Here is a 16510-nt window from a genome sequence, read left to right as displayed (position 1 = left end):
ATTGTTAATAAATTTTATACCCTCGAACTTTAATTAGTGAACTTCAATCATCACTGCGTCCCCTTGACCGCCACCGCTACAAATCGAAGCAATTCCAATTCCGCCGCCGCGCTGCTTAAGTGCATGGATTAGTGTAACGATAATGCGCGCTCCGCTTGCTCCAATCGGATGTCCCATCGCCACTGCGCCGCCATTTACATTCAATTTTTCTGGATTAATTCCTGCGATTTCTGTACTTGCGATTGCTACCGCTGCAAATGCTTCATTAATCTCGAATAAATCGATGTCTTCAATTGTCTTGCCTGTTTTTTCAAGCAATGCGTTAATTGCATAACCTGGCGTTCTTGGGAAATCTTTAGATTCCACTGCAATTGCTGTATGCGCCAAAATTGTCGCTAATGGCTTTCTTCCTTCTTGCTTCGCTCTGTCTTCGCTCATTAATACAAGTGCGGCACCACCATCGTTTAGTCCTGGCGCATTACCAGCTGTCACCGTCGCTGTCTTATCAAATACAGGTTTTAACTTTGCTAACTTTTCAATCGTTGTATCTTCACGTGGCGCCTCATCCTTTGCAACGACAATAGGATCGCCTTTTCTTTGCGGAATCGTTACTGGTACGATTTCCTCTTCAAAACGCCCTTCTTTATGCGCTGAAACCGCACGCTGATGGCTACGATATGCCCATTCATCTTGCGCTTCGCGAGAAATTCCATCTTCCTTTGCAACTTCTCCGCCATAAACGCCCATGTGTGTACCTGAAAATGCGCATGTTAAACCGTCAGCAACGTTTAAATCAATAACTTCGTTGTTGCCCATTCTGTATCCCCATCTTGCTCCACGTAAAATGTAAGGACTGTTACTCATCGACTCCATACCGCCAGCTACAATCAGTGATTGATCGCCAGTACGAATAATCTGATCCGCTAAAGTAACCGCACGAAGCCCTGATGCACAAACTTTATTCACTGTTTCCGTCTGCACTTCCCAAGGGATTCCAGCAGCCCTCGCAGCTTGGCGCGATGGAATTTGTCCCTGCCCACCTTGAATAACCGTTCCAAATATAACTTCTTCAACATCACTAGCCGCAACATTTGCTCTTTCAAGCGCTGCTTTAATTGCAATTCCTCCAAGTTCCGTCGCTTTTACATCTTTTAAAGATCCTCCAAATTTTCCAACTGGTGTTCTTGCAGCACTTAAAATAACTGTTTTACTCATGTTTCTTTCCCCCATTTCATTTTTTAACACTGAGCGCTCGCTCGGTATCCCTACGTTGAGAAGAGGTGCAATCATTGCACCTCTTTCTAAAGTTGTATACATTCTTACAAACTACATCGCTTCTTTTTTCTGTCCGATAACAGATCGTTCTAAAATCTCTGTCACATCAAGAGTTTGAACTTTCTCTTCTACCTCTTTCGCTTTCGTTCCATCACTGATCATCGTTAAGCAATATGGACAACCTGTACCAATAATGGATGGCTGTACAGCTAATGCTTGTTCTGTACGAGCAACGTTAATACGAGAACCTGTTGTTTCTTCCATCCACATTAAGCCACCACCTGCGCCACAGCACATTCCCGTTTCACGATTACGTGCCATTTCTACAAGATTCACTCCAGGAATCGCTTTCAAAATGTCACGTGGCGCTTCGTACACTTCGTTGTATCTTCCTAAATAACAGGAATCATGGTACGTAACTGTTTCTTCAATAGCGTGAACAGGCTTTAAGCGCCCTTCTTTCACCCACTGAGCTAACAATTCTGTATGATGATAGACTTCTGCTTGCAAGCCAAAGTCCGGATACTCATTTTTAAATGTGTTATAAGCATGAGGATCAATCGTAACGATTTTCTTCACTCCTGCCTTTTCAAATTCTTCGATATTCTTTGTCGCCATCTCTTGGAATACAAATTCATTTCCGAGGCGGCGTGGTGTATCTCCAGAATTCTTTTCTTTATTACCGAGAATTGCGAATGAAATGCCTGCTTCGTTCATTAACTTCGCAAACGATATCGCAATCTTCTGACTACGATTGTCGTATGATCCCATTGAACCAACCCAGAATAAATACTCGAATTCCTCCCCAGCTTTTGATTTTTCTTTTACAGTTGGAACTGTTACTTCGTCATCACCTTGGCGCCATGTTTCACGCTCTTTACGGTTCAGCCCCCACGGATTTCCTTGACGCTCGATATTTGTCATCGCGCGTTGTGCTTCCGCGTCCATTTTTCCTTCTGTTAAAACGAGATATCGACGTAAATCAATAATTTTGTCAACATGCTCATTCATAACTGGGCATTGATCTTCACAGTTACGACACGTTGTACATGCCCAAATCTCTTCTTCTGTAATAACATCTCCGATTAAACTCGGATCGTAAGCGAGTGTTGTAGACGCTGATTCTTGTTGTCCTTTTCCAGCTGCCATCATCGCTAACTGATTTCCTTGTGTATTATTGAAGGCAACTACTGGAACCCACGGTGCTTTTGATGTTACCGCAGCTCCTTTATCAGTTAAATGATCGCGAAGTTTTAAAATTAAGTCCATCGGCGATAACATTTTTCCTGTTCCTGTTGCCGGACACATATTTGTACAACGGCCACACTCTACACAAGCGTATAAGTCAATAAGTTGATTTTGTCTAAAGTCTTCAATTTTACCAACACCAAATGTTTCTTGCGTTTCATCTTCAAAATCAATCTTTTCAAGCTTCCCTGGGTTTGAAAGACGACCGAAGAATACATTAGCTGGTCCCGCAATTAAATGCGCATGTTTTGATTGTGGAACATACACTAAAAACGTTAACAAAATTAGTAAATGCACCCACCAAGAAAAATAGAACACTGAAATGGCTACGGTTTCATTTATCCCGCTAAAAACGTAAGCGATTGCAGAAGCAATTGGTTCACTCCATGAAAGCTCCTCGCCATGCCATATAATTCCCATACCGTTACCAAGTAGCACAGAAATCATTAAGCCACCGATAAAGATAAGAACAAGACCTGATTTGAAGTTACGTTTTAAACGAACAAGCTTTTCTACATAACGTCTATGAAAAGCCCAAAATACTGCAATTAAAATAACAAGTGTGACAATTTCCTGGAAGAATGTAAATGCAGGGTATAGTGGTCCAAGTGGAAGATGTGATCCTGGTGCGAGTCCTTTCCAAACGAAGTCAATTGCTCCAAATTGGACAAGAATAAATCCGTAAAAGAACATAACGTGAATGATGCCGCTTTTCTTATCTTTCAGCAGCTTTTTCTGACCGAAAACATTGACCTTAAGGAGATCCCAACGCTCTTTAAAACGACGGTCAAATTCAATTTTTTTCCCTAATTGTATGTAGGCCATTCTCGTCCGTATAAGATATACAAACAAATATCCTGCATAAGCAATAACAGCAATGGCAGACAGCCAATTAATGATCAGTAAGCTATTCATTTTTATGCTACCCCTCTCTTTGTAAGCCCTCTTTCTTTTTTTGAATCTTCAAAAATATATAATTTTCTGAATTATATCCCCTATCCCCATTATATAATGAGTGAGCATTCAGTCAACAGTTTTTTGTTATAGAACAACACATTTTTTCATAAAGCTGTTTATTTCGGTGAAACTATAAAGTGAAACTTTAATCAGTAGGGGTGGTTCATCCCCCGCTGATTATTAGTTGAACCAATCGGGCTTTTACGGGCAGTTGATTTCCAAACTAACTTCTACTTATTCAACAGTTTTGAGTTGAAAGGCTTACTGCCCGTTAAAGCGGGATAAAGTGAAACTTTAATCAGTGCAACATACTATCCTCTAATAAAATTTATAATAAGAGCCATGCTACCCGTATCATTTGTAACACACTGAAGGTGAAAAGAATGCGAAGGAGGGAATTCACTGATGCTCTACTTATCTCTTTTGTTAATATCCGTTGCTCTTTGGATTACAATTGACCTTTCATACGGGCGACTTCTTCATTTAAAACGAGTAAGCCCTCGCACTTTCCCTTTACGTCAAAGTGATTTTCACCTTTATACATACGGGAAAGATTTATATGACGCTTTATTTACTGATATAAAACAAGCACAGCATCACATTCATATTTTATTCTTCATTGTAAAAAACGATAAAATCAGTCGTGAATTTTTAAAATTGCTGATTGATAAGGCTCAGGAAGGAATTGAAGTACGACTTTTACTTGATCGATTTGGCAGCCATTCTTTATCAAACGAAGCTATTCGCTCCCTGCAAAAACATGGTATATCTTTTTCATTTTGTCATAAGGTAAAATTTCCTCTGCCTTTCTTTTCTGCTAATCAAAGAAATCATAGGAAAATTACAGTGATTGATGGGAAAACCGGCTATATCGGGGGATTTAATATCGGCGAAGAGTATCTAGGGCATAATGAATATTTAGGATTATGGCGAGACTATCATTTACGTCTTACAGGAGAAGGGGTTCAAGATTTACAAAAGCAATTTTTGCATGACTGGTTTGATGATACGAAACAGAATTTATTGGATGCTTCTCTTTATTTTCCAAAACAAAACAAAGGTACCATCCTGCATCAATTTATTCCGACTGATGGTGCTTATTTACAACATACTTTTTTACATTTAATTAACGGGGCAAAAAAAGAAATCTGTATCGGTACACCATATTTCATTCCTGGAAAAAAAATTATGAATGCCTTATTAAAAGCAAGAGAAAGAGGGGTTCAAATCACAATTCTTGTTCCAGAAAAAGCTGATCACCCTCTCGTTCGAGAAGCAAAATTCCCGTACTGCCGAAAATTAATACAGGCTGGTTGCAATATTTATGCATTTCAACAAGGATTTTTTCACGCCAAAATTATTATAGTGGACGATGATATTTGTGATATCGGAACGGCAAACTTTGATATGAGAAGTTTATATATTAACCATGAAATAAACTGCCTGTTATATAATAAACATTTCATTCAAACAGTAAAAAATAAATTCCATGAAGATCTAGAGAATGCATCCGTACTTTCCTATAGTGATGTAAACCCGCCTTCTCTTATCGATAGAGGAAAGGAATGGATTGGAACAATGCTTGCTTTCTTTTTATAGGAAAAACAATGAATAAAAGGGGGTATCTCATATGATTATACGGTTTGGATATGTCTCACATGCAATGGCACTCTGGGACTGTTCTCCTGCCAAAACAATGACGTTTACAAGCTTTAAGAAACTCAGCAAGCAAGAACGAGAAGACAAACTGTACCATGTTATAAGGCAAAATTTAGAGCACACAATACGTATCCTTCATTACAATATAGCACATGAAATCCCACTATATCGCCTATCATCTTCCATCGTCCCACTTGCAACACATCCCGAAGTCGAGTTTGACTATATTGGGGTATTCACACCACTTTGGCGTAAAATAGGGGCTTTAATTAAAGAACACAATTTACGAATAAGTTTTCATCCAAATCAATTTACGCTATTTACAAGCGACAAGCCACATATTACTACTAACGCTATTACGGATATGACTTATCATTATAAAATATTAGATGCTATAGGCATTGCAGATTCTTCTTACATTAATATTCATGTAGGTGGAGCCTATGGAAATAAAGAAAAGGCAATTGAGCGCTTCCATGAAAACATAAAAAAACTTCCTACACATATAAAAAAACAAATGACTCTTGAAAACGATGATAAAACATATACAACTGCTGAAACTTTATCAATTTGCCAAAAAGAAAATATCCCATTTGTATTTGATTATCATCATCATATGGCCAATCTTTGCGAAGAACCACTAGAAGAGTTGCTTCCTGCAATTTTTGAAACTTGGTCACATACAAATATTTCTCCTAAAGTTCACATTTCCTCCCCGAGATCGGAAAAAGAATTTAGGGCCCATGCTGAATATATCGATTTAGAGTTTATTAAGCCCTTCTTACACATTGCGAAAAAAAACAATCATAATTTCGATATTATGATTGAAAGTAAACAAAAAGACTTAGCACTATTCCAATTAATAGACGAACTTTCTGCTATAAGAGGAATGAAAAGAATAGGTGGTGCAAAGTTACAGTGGTAAATTGTAACTTTGCACCATTTTTTCAAAAAAGTAATTTTTATAGTAAAAAACATTCTATTTTATATGCTATTATTTAAATTAGCATTTTCTCCCCGAGATTCAACTTTATTGAAACGGAGTCATAATATGATTAATCAAAAAAAGTATATACAATCTGTCATAATATACATATTTATATTTGCTCTTTGGATATTCCTTATACCAAATGAGTTGAATATAAAAGAAACCGGGATTCTTTTCTTATTCTGTTTCGCTGCACTTTTTTCTTGCTATTGCTTATGTAAAGCGATTAGAAAAATGACACATGGTGATAAATTATTTTGGATTTTATTATTATGTACTTGTCTATGCGGGTTAGCTATGGAGATAACTTTATTCCTTCATTCACTTTCCATTCATGAGCAAGTTATATTCTCATATAAAGCATTACCTTTTTTTATCATACAATATGTTTTACTCTTTGTTGGATTTGCTATAAAGTTTATAAAAATTTACTCTATTAAGGGTCTTGCTCAATTTTCATTCGATAGCATATTTATTGTTATTATGAACATTTATTTCACTTTAACTTTTATCTTGGACCTTTCAAGCTTCCGTATGTTAACAAAGGAAACTTGGATTTTAATTGGCTATTTCATTGCACAATCATTAGTAATTTACGCCGTTATTAGTCTATATAGAAGAGAACAATATTCTTCTAGTAGAATCGCATTAATTATCGGTTTCACTATTATACTCGTATACGGTTACATTCATCTGTTTCAATTAAATTTTGGGATGAAAACTTCTGCTGAAATTAATTATTTAATACACACTGCTTCTATTTTATTAATTGGACTTTCTTCCATACTATATATCTTGGATAAACCAATGCAACATGAAACGAAAGCAAAATATTATCGATTCGATTATATACGTTTTATACTACCTTATTTTAGTATTATTATTACTTTTTCCTTTATTATCATTCAACCTTGGGATGATAAATTCATGTTAATTGGCCTCGTATTATCACTTATTTTGTTATTCTTGCGGCAACTTTACATGTGGAAAGATAATCAAATACTAATCCATACATATGAACAGTTGACTACACAACTAGAGGGCGAAGTGGAAGAAGGTGCATTTGCATTATCAAAAAGTGAACAACGCTATAAGTCCTTATTCGAAGATCATCCCGATGCCGTTTTCTCTTTAAATATGAATGGCATTTTTCAACAATCTAATAAGGCTTGCGAAAGCTTATTTACTGCCTATTATTGCGAAGTGGCAAGCTATTCTCTGCTACACTTCATTGATTCAAAAGACCACGAACTACTAAAGAAGGCTTTACAAATTACAAAGGAAGGTAGGCCACAAACGTTAGAAGTTCGTACAAAAGAACAAGAAGGCTATTATTATTATCTCCATATTACACTTATCCCTACTTTTATAAACAAAGAAGTGGTCGGAATGTTTGGGATAGCGCGTGATATTACCACTTTATATGAAAAACAAAAACAAGTAGAGCATTTAGCTTTTCACGATGCACTTACTGGATTACCAAATCGCCGAAAGTTCGAAAAAGATTTAAAAGCCATTTTAAATACAGCTCAAACTAACGCAAATGATGCCGCCGTCATATTCCTTGATTTAGATCGATTTAAAAAAATTAACGATAGACTTGGTCATGACGTCGGAGATTTATTATTAATTGAAGTAGCAAAAAGATTACGCAGTTGCTTGCGTTCAAAAGATATCGTCGCTCGCCAAGGTGGAGATGAGTTTACAATTCTATTACCAGAAATGTACTCAGAAAAAAGTGCAATTTTTATAGCTGAACAGATTTTAACTATTTTAAACAAACCATTCTTCATTCAAGGCGAAGAACTCTCTATTACACCAAGTATCGGAATTGCGATGTACCCTGATTATGGAACTGATGTAAATGAGTTAATGAAAAATGCTGATATGGCTATGTATCGTGCGAAAGCAAATGGAAAAAACAGATTTGTTTTCTTCTCAAAAGAAATGAGTATCGCTCAAAATGAAATTCAATTCTTAGAAGGTGAACTTTCAAAAGCATTACAACAAAATGAATTTTTCCTTGAATACCAGCCACAAGTAAGCACAAAAACAAAACAAATTATCGGTTTTGAAGCATTAATACGTTGGAAGCATCCAAAACTCGGTATCGTATCTCCTGCCCAATTTATCCCTCTAGCAGAGGAAACTGGTTTTATTATTGAACTTGGCAATTGGATTTTACGGACTGCCTGTTTAGAAGCAAAAAGATGGCATAATCAAGGTTTTTCTCACTTAAAAGTTGGTGTGAATTTATCTGTTGTTCAATTTAACCATGCAGATTTAATCCCAACTATTTCAAAGGTGTTGGAAGAGACAGAACTGAAACCAGAAGCACTAGATATTGAAATTACGGAAAGCATCGCAATTAATCAAAATCAATCTGTAGTTGCAAAACTAGAACAACTTCAAAATCTCGGTATTCAAATTTCAATCGACGACTTTGGTACTGGTTATAGTTCTTTAGCTTATTTAACAAAATATCCAATCAACACATTAAAAATCGCTCGAGAGTTTATTTGTGGAATTACAACTAGTCCTTTAGAAGAAGCAATTGTCTCTTCCATTATTACACTATCAAAACAACTAAATTTAAAAGTGATTGCAGAAGGTGTAGAAACAGCAGAAGAATGGGAATTTTTACATAAACAAAATTGTGATCACATTCAAGGATTCTTTATTAGCAAACCTGTTTCTAGTAAAGACGTTTGGATGTTACTCCATAAAAAAACAACCGCCTAAGTAAGACGGTTGTTTTTTAATATTCAAAAGGTAAATCTTTAGCTAATTGTACCTCTTGATCGTTATGAGAAATTATATGACTTTTCTCTAATGCCGTATCGCCTAATGAAATACCCCATGCCATCGCTAACGTCAATAAACTACCAATAAGTAATTTCTTCATATTCCATCACCCACATTTTTTATTTTAATATATCATGAAAATTTATCCCTATTATATGCAATTATGCATACCCATTTTTTGGATATTTATCTACTGATTTTATTTACGAGCGCTTCTTTATATGAATGCATTTCTAATATATCAAAAAAGAAACTTGCCTTTTTATATGCATCTTCAACCTCTGCCCCATCGTACTCCAACTTCCCTAGGCATTCACCTTTTTGATAATATAGCTGTCCAATTAATGCCATACTATTAATTCGGCATGATATTTCAATCGCTTTATTTACTTGATAAAGTGACTCTTCATATTGATTATCTAAATATAATGCTTTTGCATGATTATATCTTACCTTCACTTCAAATTCTTCATTATCATGCAATACCTCTAATTGTTTTAATATATCTTCAAATAACTCAATACTCTTCTTAAAATAGCTATTTTCAGCATAAATATTTGCAATCGCATTTTCTATATAAAGATTTTGGTATACGTCTATTCCAGCTAACTGTTGATTTAACAATTTTTTCAATTCTAAAATACAATATTCGTAATCGATTTTCTTTAATATGTAAGCTGCTACATGATATTGCCATTGAAGAAACTGCTGAAATTCAGGATGATATTCTTCCTTTTTCAGCTCATTCCATACTTTATTATAAATTTCTTTATATCTTTTTTGCTTACAAAGCATAATGATTTGATCTTTAAACTGTTTTTTTCTTTCAATATCAGAATAAATGAGTACCTCATAAAAATGAATAATGGGAACTTGTAATTTTGCTGCGATACCTTGCAATATATCCATACTTGGGTATACCGCACCCGATTCAATCCTGCTCACTTCCGATTGATGACATATATTATCGGATAACTGTTTCTGTGTTAATCCTCTCATCACCCTAATTTTCTTAATTTCACTTCCTAATTTTTCTGCGTGCATACTTACTCACCATCCCATTAGAACAATCTAATTTTTTGAGTTGTCATACCACTACAATAATGTGAATTCGACAATTTTTGATATGAAATAATGCATAATATATATAAAATTCGGCAATTTTTTCATACAATTCATCTCACATACAATAATAGATTAGGAGTGTTATAGATGAATTATAGAAAACTTGCTAGTGCTTTCATTACATTCGGTCTTCTTTGCCCTTTATCAACAGAAGCTATTCATGCTCAAGAATTAGACAAAAGTGCAGTCAAAGTTGAAATTGCTCAGCCTGGTTTAACAATCGGGAAATTAACACAACCTCAAAATGATACGAAAGAAAATATTGCTAAAAAGTATTTAAAAGGTGAGGTAAATGGGGCGAAAGCTCAACAAGAACAAGTCACTACTGAAAAAAATGTAGATTTCCAACCTACAAATAAAGAAACCAAAGAAAATCAAACCGAAGTTCGCCTTGCACAAACATATAAAAACTATAAAGTATATGGCCAAGATCTCATTGTAAAAGTAGATAAAAATGGAGTAATCACAACTGTTAGTGGTAAAGTTGTTCAAAATTTAAATCAACAACCTAATCTTACTATAACAAATTTTTTGTCGAAAAATGAAGTAAAATCTAAATTACGCGATATAGTTCAAATTCCAAGTGATGCAGTTGAGACAGAATTCTCTAGCGAAACCGTTGTTTATAAGAAAAAAGATGGCTATTATACATTCGCAACTGTTATTACATTTACTTATGAAAACAATGAACAAATTATAAACGGCAATGCTATAGTTGATTTAAAAACTGGCGAAGTACTTTTCCAAGAAAAATTCATTAAAAACAAAGAGAATAAGACTATAAATCAAGTAACATCACCTAGATTATCCCCCGCAAGTGAGCAAGGAACTGGGAAAAATGCACTTCAAGAAAACATCTATTTCAATATTGCCAAAGGAACTGATGGAAAATTTTATTTAGCGGATTTATCACGCGGAAATGGTATTTATATTTATAATGCAAACTACGCCGATTCCCTCGGGGGATATAGTCAAGCTGGTTATCCAGGGACACTAATTTCAAGTAGTACTCCTAATTTTGCAGATAAAGAAGCCGCGGGCGCTATGAAGAACATGAGTGATATTTACGATTACTTTAAGAAAGAACATAATCTAAAAAGTTACGACAATAAAGATTCAAAAGTTGTCGCTAGTGTACACGGTTTTGATTCTACTGAAGTTAGTGATGGTGTAAAAGAAGACTATGTAAATGCATTTTGGCATCCCGCTTGGAACCAAATGGTATTTGGTGATGGTTTAGACGGAAAACTAACATCCGCTCTTGATGTAACAGCTCATGAATTTGGACATGCTGTATTCAGTGGCACGACGAAAAATAAAGTCGTGAGATATCCAAGCGCTGAAACATCTGCACTAAACGAGGGATTAGCGGATTTCTGGGGTACACAAATCGAATATTACGTAAAGAAAGATAAAGGAAACTGGATTATGGGCGATACATTAGGTGGCCTAACAATTCGTGATATCCCAAGGGAAATTGGTGACGGCGGTCATAAATTATATACAAATTTACAAGATTTCTATAACGATGGTAATAATCAAGAATCACACGTGAATTCTGGTATTATCAGTCACGTATTATATCAATTAGCTGAAGGTAAAACATATAACGGTGTTGCTGTTCAAAAGCAAGGAAATGAAAAAGTAAGTAAAGTTGTTATGCGTACATTGCAAAATTATGCAACTTCCGCTGAAGACTTTGAATCACTTCAATCTCATATTGTACAAGCTGCAAAAGATTTATATGGCACTGCCGTATCAAATGAATTTGCAAAGGCATTTGAAGCACACGGTTACAAACCGTTACAAAAAATAAATAAAGTAATAGCGGTACAATAATAAAAAAAGAAGTTTACCAATCATAGGTAAACTTCTTTTCATATCCAACCCTTTTCTTCCGCAATTGTAATTGCCTCAATTCTATTTTTCGCATCGAGCTTCGTTAATACTTCAGAAATATAATTACGCACTGTACCCGGCGAAAGATAAAGTGCCTTCGCAATTTCGTTTGCCGTCTTTCCTTCTTTCGCAAGCAACAATACTTCCTTTTCGCGATCTGACAACGGATTTTGCTCCTGCCATAGGCCGAACATTAAATCTTGGGAGACCTCTCGTTTTCCCTTCATTACATTACGAATTGCTGCTGCTAAATCTTCACTTGGGCTATCTTTTAACAAATATCCGTGCACACCAGCTTTCATTGCTCGTTCAAAATAACCAGGTCTTGCAAATGTTGTTAAAATCATTACTTTGCATGATGATTTTTCTTTCTTTAAAGCCTCAGCGACATCCAATCCACTTTGAATCGGCATTTCAATATCCATAATACTTACATCTGGCTTTAACGATTCAATTAATTGTAACGCCGCTTCCCCGTTCGCAGCTTGCCCAATTACTTCGATATCATCTTCTAGGTCAAGCAGGGCCCCTAACGCACCACGAAGCATCCGCTGATCTTCTGCAATAATAATTCGGATCATGCCCTCACCTCATCTTTTCCTGTTCTAATAACAACTGGAACTTTTACTGTTAACAACGTCCCTGGATTGATTGTACCTAGTTCAACAAATCCATCAATAAGAGCAATTCGTTCTTTCATGCCGCGAATACCATTTCCATCATGATTTTGATCTGTTAAACCGATTCCGTTATCTTCTACTTGTAAAATCAGCTCACCTTGCGATTCTAATACAGAAACTGCGCACCGCGTTGCCTTACTATGTTTTACAACATTTGTAACGGCCTCACGTAAACACATCCCGACAATATTTTGTTCAATTGGTGATAACGAGCTCGATCTTGCTTCTTGCCTCACTTCTAATTCAATATTAGCTGCTTGTAAGATCGCTTTTATTTGCTCTAGCTCTTCTTCTACCGTAATCATACGCATATCAGAAATTAATTCCCTCAGCTGTTTTAAGGCTGTACGAGACGTTTGTGTAATTTCCTTCGCTTCCGCACTTGCACGCTCTGGATTTTTCAAAATTAACTTCTCAACGAGCTGGCTTTTTAAAGTAATAAGAGATAGCGTATGTCCTAATGTGTCATGAAGATCTCTTGCAATCCGCTGCCGTTCTTCACGTTTTACTAAGTCTTTAATTTGCTCGTTCGCCTCATCTAATTGATTTCTTAACATCTTTTTCTGATTAAAATTACGCATACCAAATGGCGTAAGAAGCATTAAAATAAACATCGGAACGATATTTACTAAACTTGTAGTTGTTAATTGATTCATATTTACAACTAAAAATGCTCCAAGCATGATAACTAACGAGCATAAAAGCACTCGAAATACTTTCTTATTTGGCGCAAATCCCATCGCACTTGCTGTGAAAAAGCCAAAGAATATCATAAAAGGATTATAAAATAAAGCAAATAAAAAGATGAGTACCATTTGAATACACGCCCAAAAAACAAACGTCCTCTGAACAAAATAAAGCTGACGGTATGTGACGATAAAAATTATCAACATACCGCTTCCTATTACAAGCTTCCATCCTGATGCCTGCGCTAAGTGATAAATTGGAAATAATAGATAAACAAACCACATATACGGGAAGAATCCCATATGTTTCGGAAAAATCTCAATCCTCTTCTTCTCTATCATTTATACCGCTTCCTGTCTTTTTCTTATATATATTGATACTACAACAAATATAAGGAAATAACCTCCTAATACCGCGATATTTTCCCATCCAATTGATTTTCCAGCTACAATATCCCACGCACCACTTCCGAAATGGTATGTCGGTGTCCATTCACCAATCGTTCTTAATATTTTGGGGAATACTTCAATCGGCATCCATAACCCGCCAACTATAGCTAAACTCATATTTAAAATATTTGCTAAGCCAGCAGCTGCGTCCGCCTTCTTAATGGAACCTATTACTGTTCCTAACGCTAAAAATGGTGTTACCCCTAACAATAACCATAACCCCGCACCAATCCATTGCCCTACCGTTAACTCAACATGATTAATCAATATCCCTGCTATAAAAATAACTAAGATTGAAAAAGCATTCACCACTGTTTGTGCAATAATTTTAGCAGTTATATACGCACCCTCTGGAAGTGGTGTGATTTTCAAAAGATGTGTCCATCCTTGCCCTCTTTCCTGAGAAAGTCTCACACCGAAACTAAAGAGTGCAGTCCCTACAATACTGAAAGTTGCCATCGAAATTAAATAGTGTGCTTTCCACGCATCTCCGTTTTGTGGTACTTGAACAACATTTGTAAAAATATAGTAAAAAATAACAGGCATTAATAATGAGAAAAAGATAAATAATTTATTGCGGAATGTACGTAAAATTTCTATTTTGCACTGCATCCATAACGCTCTCATGCGATTTCCTCCTTCTGATTTGCAACGAATTGTTCAAATGCCTCATCAAGACTTCCACGTTCAACTGAAACATCTGTTACAGGTAAACTCCTTTGATAAATGGCTTTTAAAGTTGCATCCGTATCCTCCGTTGTTAAAATGAAGCGGCCTTCGTTTGACTTTACTTCTATTACATTTGGTAATTCCTTTAGTAATTTTGTAGGAATGCTTTCCTTTGAGTAAAATGTGATTGTTTTTCTCGAAATCGTTGCTTTCATTTCGTCTGGTGTACCATCTGAGATAATCTTTCCGTTCGCAAATAATAAGATACGATTTGCTAAAGCATCTGCTTCTTCTAAATAATGCGTCGTTAAAATAATCGTTTTCCCTTCACTTGCTAACTTTCGAATCGTTTCCCAAAACGTTCTTCGAGACGTAATATCCATTCCGACTGTCGGCTCATCTAAAAATAACAAATCTGGATTTCCCGCAAATGCAAGCGCAAAGTTTAACCTTCTTTTTTGCCCACCTGATAACTTCTCACATCTTTGCTTTCGCTCTGATTCTAAATTTGATAACTGCAGTAACGTTTCTTTCGCTATAGGATTCGTATAATAACTACGGAATAACTCAATTGCCTCTTCCACCGTAATACTATCAATGACACTTACTTCTTGCAGCATCGCACCGAGGCTATTACGAACATCTCTATGCTTTGGACTCTTTCCAAATATAAAGACCTTACCTTCTGTTGGGTCCTTTAATCCAAGCATCATCGACATCGTCGTTGTTTTCCCCGCACCATTCGGACCAAGTAACGCTACTATTTCCCCTTTATTTACATGAAATGAAACATTATTTACTGCGTTTTTATGTTTAAATGTTTTAGAAACACCATTTACTTCAATAATCTTTTCCATCTCTCCACCCCCGCTGTTTCTTATATTTACATTGTATTACTTGGAAAACTTAGGAAACAGTATGATGCGTCATGACATCGATATGACAATTGTCATGTATTCTTTATGAGAGGAATCAACCCGCATACCGCAAGCGAGTAGCAGGACGAAAATAAACATGATACAATCGGATAAGATATATATTCGAGGAAGGACAGTGGTTTTCATGATTATTCGTAATGAACAAGATTTAGAAGGCTTACGAAAAATCGGCCGCATCGTTGCGCTTGCACGTGAAGAAATGAAAAAACAAGCGAAGCCAGGTATGACAACGAAAGAGCTTGATTTGATCGGTAAAAAAGTATTAGATGAGCATGGTGCTATTTCTGCACCTGAAAAAGAATATGATTTCCCAGGTGTAACTTGCATTAGTGTAAATGAGGAAGTTGCTCATGGTATTCCAGGAGATCGCGTATTAAAAGAAGGCGACTTAGTAAACGTCGATGTATCTGCTGCACTTGATGGCTATTATGCAGATACAGGTATCTCATTTGTTCTTGGAGAAGACGAAGCAAAAGAAAAGCTTTGCCAAGCAGCGGTTGATGCATTTTGGGCAGCAATGAAAAAGGTTAGAGCTGGCTCAAAACAAAATCAAATTGGTCGTGCTGTTTCAAACTTCGCACATAAAAGTGGATACAATGTTATTCAAAACTTAACTGGTCACGGCATTGGTCTTAGCTTACATGAAGCACCAAATCACATTTTAAGTTACTATGACCCAATGGATAATGCGCTTCTAAAAGACGGTCTTGTTATCGCTGTAGAACCGTTCATCTCTATGAAAGCTGATCATATTATTGAACGTGGTGACGATGGTTGGACATTCGTTACACCAGATAAAAGTCTTGTTGCACAATGTGAACATACCGTTGTCGTAACACGCGGTGAACCAATAATCTTAACAGAAATCTAATACCAAAAACGGCTGTTTTGTAGATTTATTCCACATAAAACAGCCGTTTTTTATTTTTGGGAAAATATGTGAACTAGTGTTGAACTCTTTATCATTTAAGTATATAATCTTTAGCGGAGGTTACTTAAGCTTATCTTTACTAAAAAGATATTGTAACTAAGGAGTAAAACACCTTCTTTCCTATTGTTTAAACAGGCTCAAAAATGACCGTAGTAACGTTTTAGTCGAATATTCTGTAATCCTTATATTTCTCTAACAAT

Annotated in this window: 13 protein-coding genes; 5 read left to right on the top strand and 8 right to left on the bottom strand. The window is 35.9% G+C overall.

All coding sequences use genetic code 11. From position 1 onward, the window contains the following. Positions 1 to 33: 33 nt before the first annotated feature. Entirely contained in the window at positions 34 to 1317 is a 1284-nt protein-coding gene (locus tag ACTFRH_RS19045) for an acetyl-CoA C-acetyltransferase (protein WP_003303516.1), read from the bottom strand. Positions 1318 to 1326: 9 nt separating this feature from the next. After that, positions 1327 to 3438 (bottom strand): heterodisulfide reductase-related iron-sulfur binding cluster, encoded by a 2112-nt coding sequence (locus tag ACTFRH_RS19040; protein WP_001086783.1) that lies wholly within the window; start codon positions 3436 to 3438, stop codon positions 1327 to 1329. A 447-nt stretch (positions 3439 to 3885) separates the two neighbouring features. Between ACTFRH_RS19040 and cls the strand changes: the two genes are divergently transcribed. The 3 genes from cls to ACTFRH_RS19025 all read left to right on the top strand — a co-directional run bounded on the left by cls (position 3886) and on the right by ACTFRH_RS19025 (position 8869). Next, complete coding sequence (gene cls / locus ACTFRH_RS19035) at positions 3886 to 5079, top strand: cardiolipin synthase (protein WP_000966412.1); 1194 nt, start codon at positions 3886 to 3888, stop codon at positions 5077 to 5079. Between the two features lie 31 nt (positions 5080 to 5110). Continuing rightward, positions 5111 to 6064, top strand: a complete 954-nt coding sequence (uvsE, locus tag ACTFRH_RS19030; RefSeq protein ID WP_000586777.1) for a UV DNA damage repair endonuclease UvsE — start codon at positions 5111 to 5113, stop codon at positions 6062 to 6064. 126 nt (positions 6065 to 6190) lie between these two features. Next, complete coding sequence (locus ACTFRH_RS19025) at positions 6191 to 8869, top strand: DUF4084 domain-containing protein (RefSeq protein ID WP_000609925.1); 2679 nt, start codon at positions 6191 to 6193, stop codon at positions 8867 to 8869. Between the two features lie 16 nt (positions 8870 to 8885). Here ACTFRH_RS19025 and ACTFRH_RS19020 read toward each other — a convergent pair whose 3' ends face one another. Both ACTFRH_RS19020 and plcR read right to left on the bottom strand, forming a co-directional pair. Next, complete coding sequence (locus tag ACTFRH_RS19020; protein ID WP_000734730.1) at positions 8886 to 9032, bottom strand: quorum-sensing peptide PapR; 147 nt, start codon at positions 9030 to 9032, stop codon at positions 8886 to 8888. Between the two features lie 86 nt (positions 9033 to 9118). Further along, complete coding sequence (plcR, locus tag ACTFRH_RS19015; RefSeq protein WP_000542911.1) at positions 9119 to 9976, bottom strand: transcriptional regulator PlcR; 858 nt, start codon at positions 9974 to 9976, stop codon at positions 9119 to 9121. A gap of 168 nt (positions 9977 to 10144) precedes the next feature. Here plcR and ACTFRH_RS19010 point away from each other — a divergent pair, with 168 nt between their 5' ends. Then, positions 10145 to 11896, top strand: a complete 1752-nt coding sequence (locus tag ACTFRH_RS19010) for a M4 family metallopeptidase (protein ID WP_001109500.1) — start codon at positions 10145 to 10147, stop codon at positions 11894 to 11896. 38 nt (positions 11897 to 11934) lie between these two features. Here the strand turns inward: ACTFRH_RS19010 and ACTFRH_RS19005 are convergent, their stop codons facing one another. From ACTFRH_RS19005 to ACTFRH_RS18990, 4 genes are read right to left on the bottom strand one after another with little or no spacing between them, the layout of a single operon-like run. After that, on the bottom strand, positions 11935 to 12537 hold the full coding sequence (locus ACTFRH_RS19005; protein ID WP_000619236.1) for a response regulator transcription factor: 603 nt from the start codon (positions 12535 to 12537) through the stop codon (positions 11935 to 11937). Next, positions 12534 to 13664, bottom strand: coding sequence for a sensor histidine kinase (locus tag ACTFRH_RS19000; RefSeq protein ID WP_000570608.1), 1131 nt, complete (start codon positions 13662 to 13664; stop codon positions 12534 to 12536). Before ACTFRH_RS19000 ends, ACTFRH_RS19005 begins: the two co-directional genes overlap by 4 nt. Next, positions 13665 to 14399 (bottom strand): ABC transporter permease, encoded by a 735-nt coding sequence (locus ACTFRH_RS18995; RefSeq protein WP_001202422.1) that lies wholly within the window; start codon positions 14397 to 14399, stop codon positions 13665 to 13667. Beyond that, the gene (locus ACTFRH_RS18990) at positions 14396 to 15298 is read right to left on the bottom strand and encodes an ABC transporter ATP-binding protein (RefSeq protein ID WP_000411126.1); all 903 of its coding nucleotides are present in this window, start codon (positions 15296 to 15298) and stop codon (positions 14396 to 14398) included. Before ACTFRH_RS18990 ends, ACTFRH_RS18995 begins: the two co-directional genes overlap by 4 nt. 157 nt (positions 15299 to 15455) lie before the next feature. On the opposite strand from ACTFRH_RS18990, the gene map reads away from it, so the two are divergent. Further along, entirely contained in the window at positions 15456 to 16250 is a 795-nt protein-coding gene (gene map / locus ACTFRH_RS18985; RefSeq protein WP_003313889.1) for a type I methionyl aminopeptidase, read from the top strand. Positions 16251 to 16510: the final 260 nt, after the last annotated feature.

The organism is Bacillus cereus group sp. MYBK216-1 (assembly GCF_051916495.1).
GTDB lineage: Bacteria > Bacillota > Bacilli > Bacillales > Bacillaceae_G > Bacillus_A > Bacillus_A thuringiensis_K.
The sequence above is the reverse complement of the archived record's forward strand: the minus strand, read 5'-3'. Positions and strand labels throughout refer to the sequence as shown.

What these genes read in the sequence shown, in the direction of transcription:
- uvsE (WP_000586777.1), top strand. Translation starts at nt 5,111, where the DNA reads ATGATTATACGGTTTGGATATGTCTCACATGCAATGGCACTCTGGGAC.
- cls (WP_000966412.1), top strand. Translation starts at nt 3,886, where the DNA reads ATGCTCTACTTATCTCTTTTGTTAATATCCGTTGCTCTTTGGATTACA.
- ACTFRH_RS19025 (WP_000609925.1), top strand. Translation starts at nt 6,191, where the DNA reads ATGATTAATCAAAAAAAGTATATACAATCTGTCATAATATACATATTT.
- ACTFRH_RS19000 (WP_000570608.1), bottom strand. Translation starts at nt 13,664, where the DNA reads ATGATAGAGAAGAAGAGGATTGAGATTTTTCCGAAACATATGGGATTC.
- ACTFRH_RS19045 (WP_003303516.1), bottom strand. Translation starts at nt 1,317, where the DNA reads ATGTATACAACTTTAGAAAGAGGTGCAATGATTGCACCTCTTCTCAAC.
- ACTFRH_RS18995 (WP_001202422.1), bottom strand. Translation starts at nt 14,399, where the DNA reads ATGAGAGCGTTATGGATGCAGTGCAAAATAGAAATTTTACGTACATTC.
- plcR (WP_000542911.1), bottom strand. Translation starts at nt 9,976, where the DNA reads ATGCACGCAGAAAAATTAGGAAGTGAAATTAAGAAAATTAGGGTGATG.
- ACTFRH_RS19040 (WP_001086783.1), bottom strand. Translation starts at nt 3,438, where the DNA reads ATGAATAGCTTACTGATCATTAATTGGCTGTCTGCCATTGCTGTTATT.
- ACTFRH_RS19005 (WP_000619236.1), bottom strand. Translation starts at nt 12,537, where the DNA reads ATGATCCGAATTATTATTGCAGAAGATCAGCGGATGCTTCGTGGTGCG.
- ACTFRH_RS19020 (WP_000734730.1), bottom strand. Translation starts at nt 9,032, where the DNA reads ATGAAGAAATTACTTATTGGTAGTTTATTGACGTTAGCGATGGCATGG.
- map (WP_003313889.1), top strand. Translation starts at nt 15,456, where the DNA reads ATGATACAATCGGATAAGATATATATTCGAGGAAGGACAGTGGTTTTC.
- ACTFRH_RS19010 (WP_001109500.1), top strand. Translation starts at nt 10,145, where the DNA reads ATGAATTATAGAAAACTTGCTAGTGCTTTCATTACATTCGGTCTTCTT.
- ACTFRH_RS18990 (WP_000411126.1), bottom strand. Translation starts at nt 15,298, where the DNA reads ATGGAAAAGATTATTGAAGTAAATGGTGTTTCTAAAACATTTAAACAT.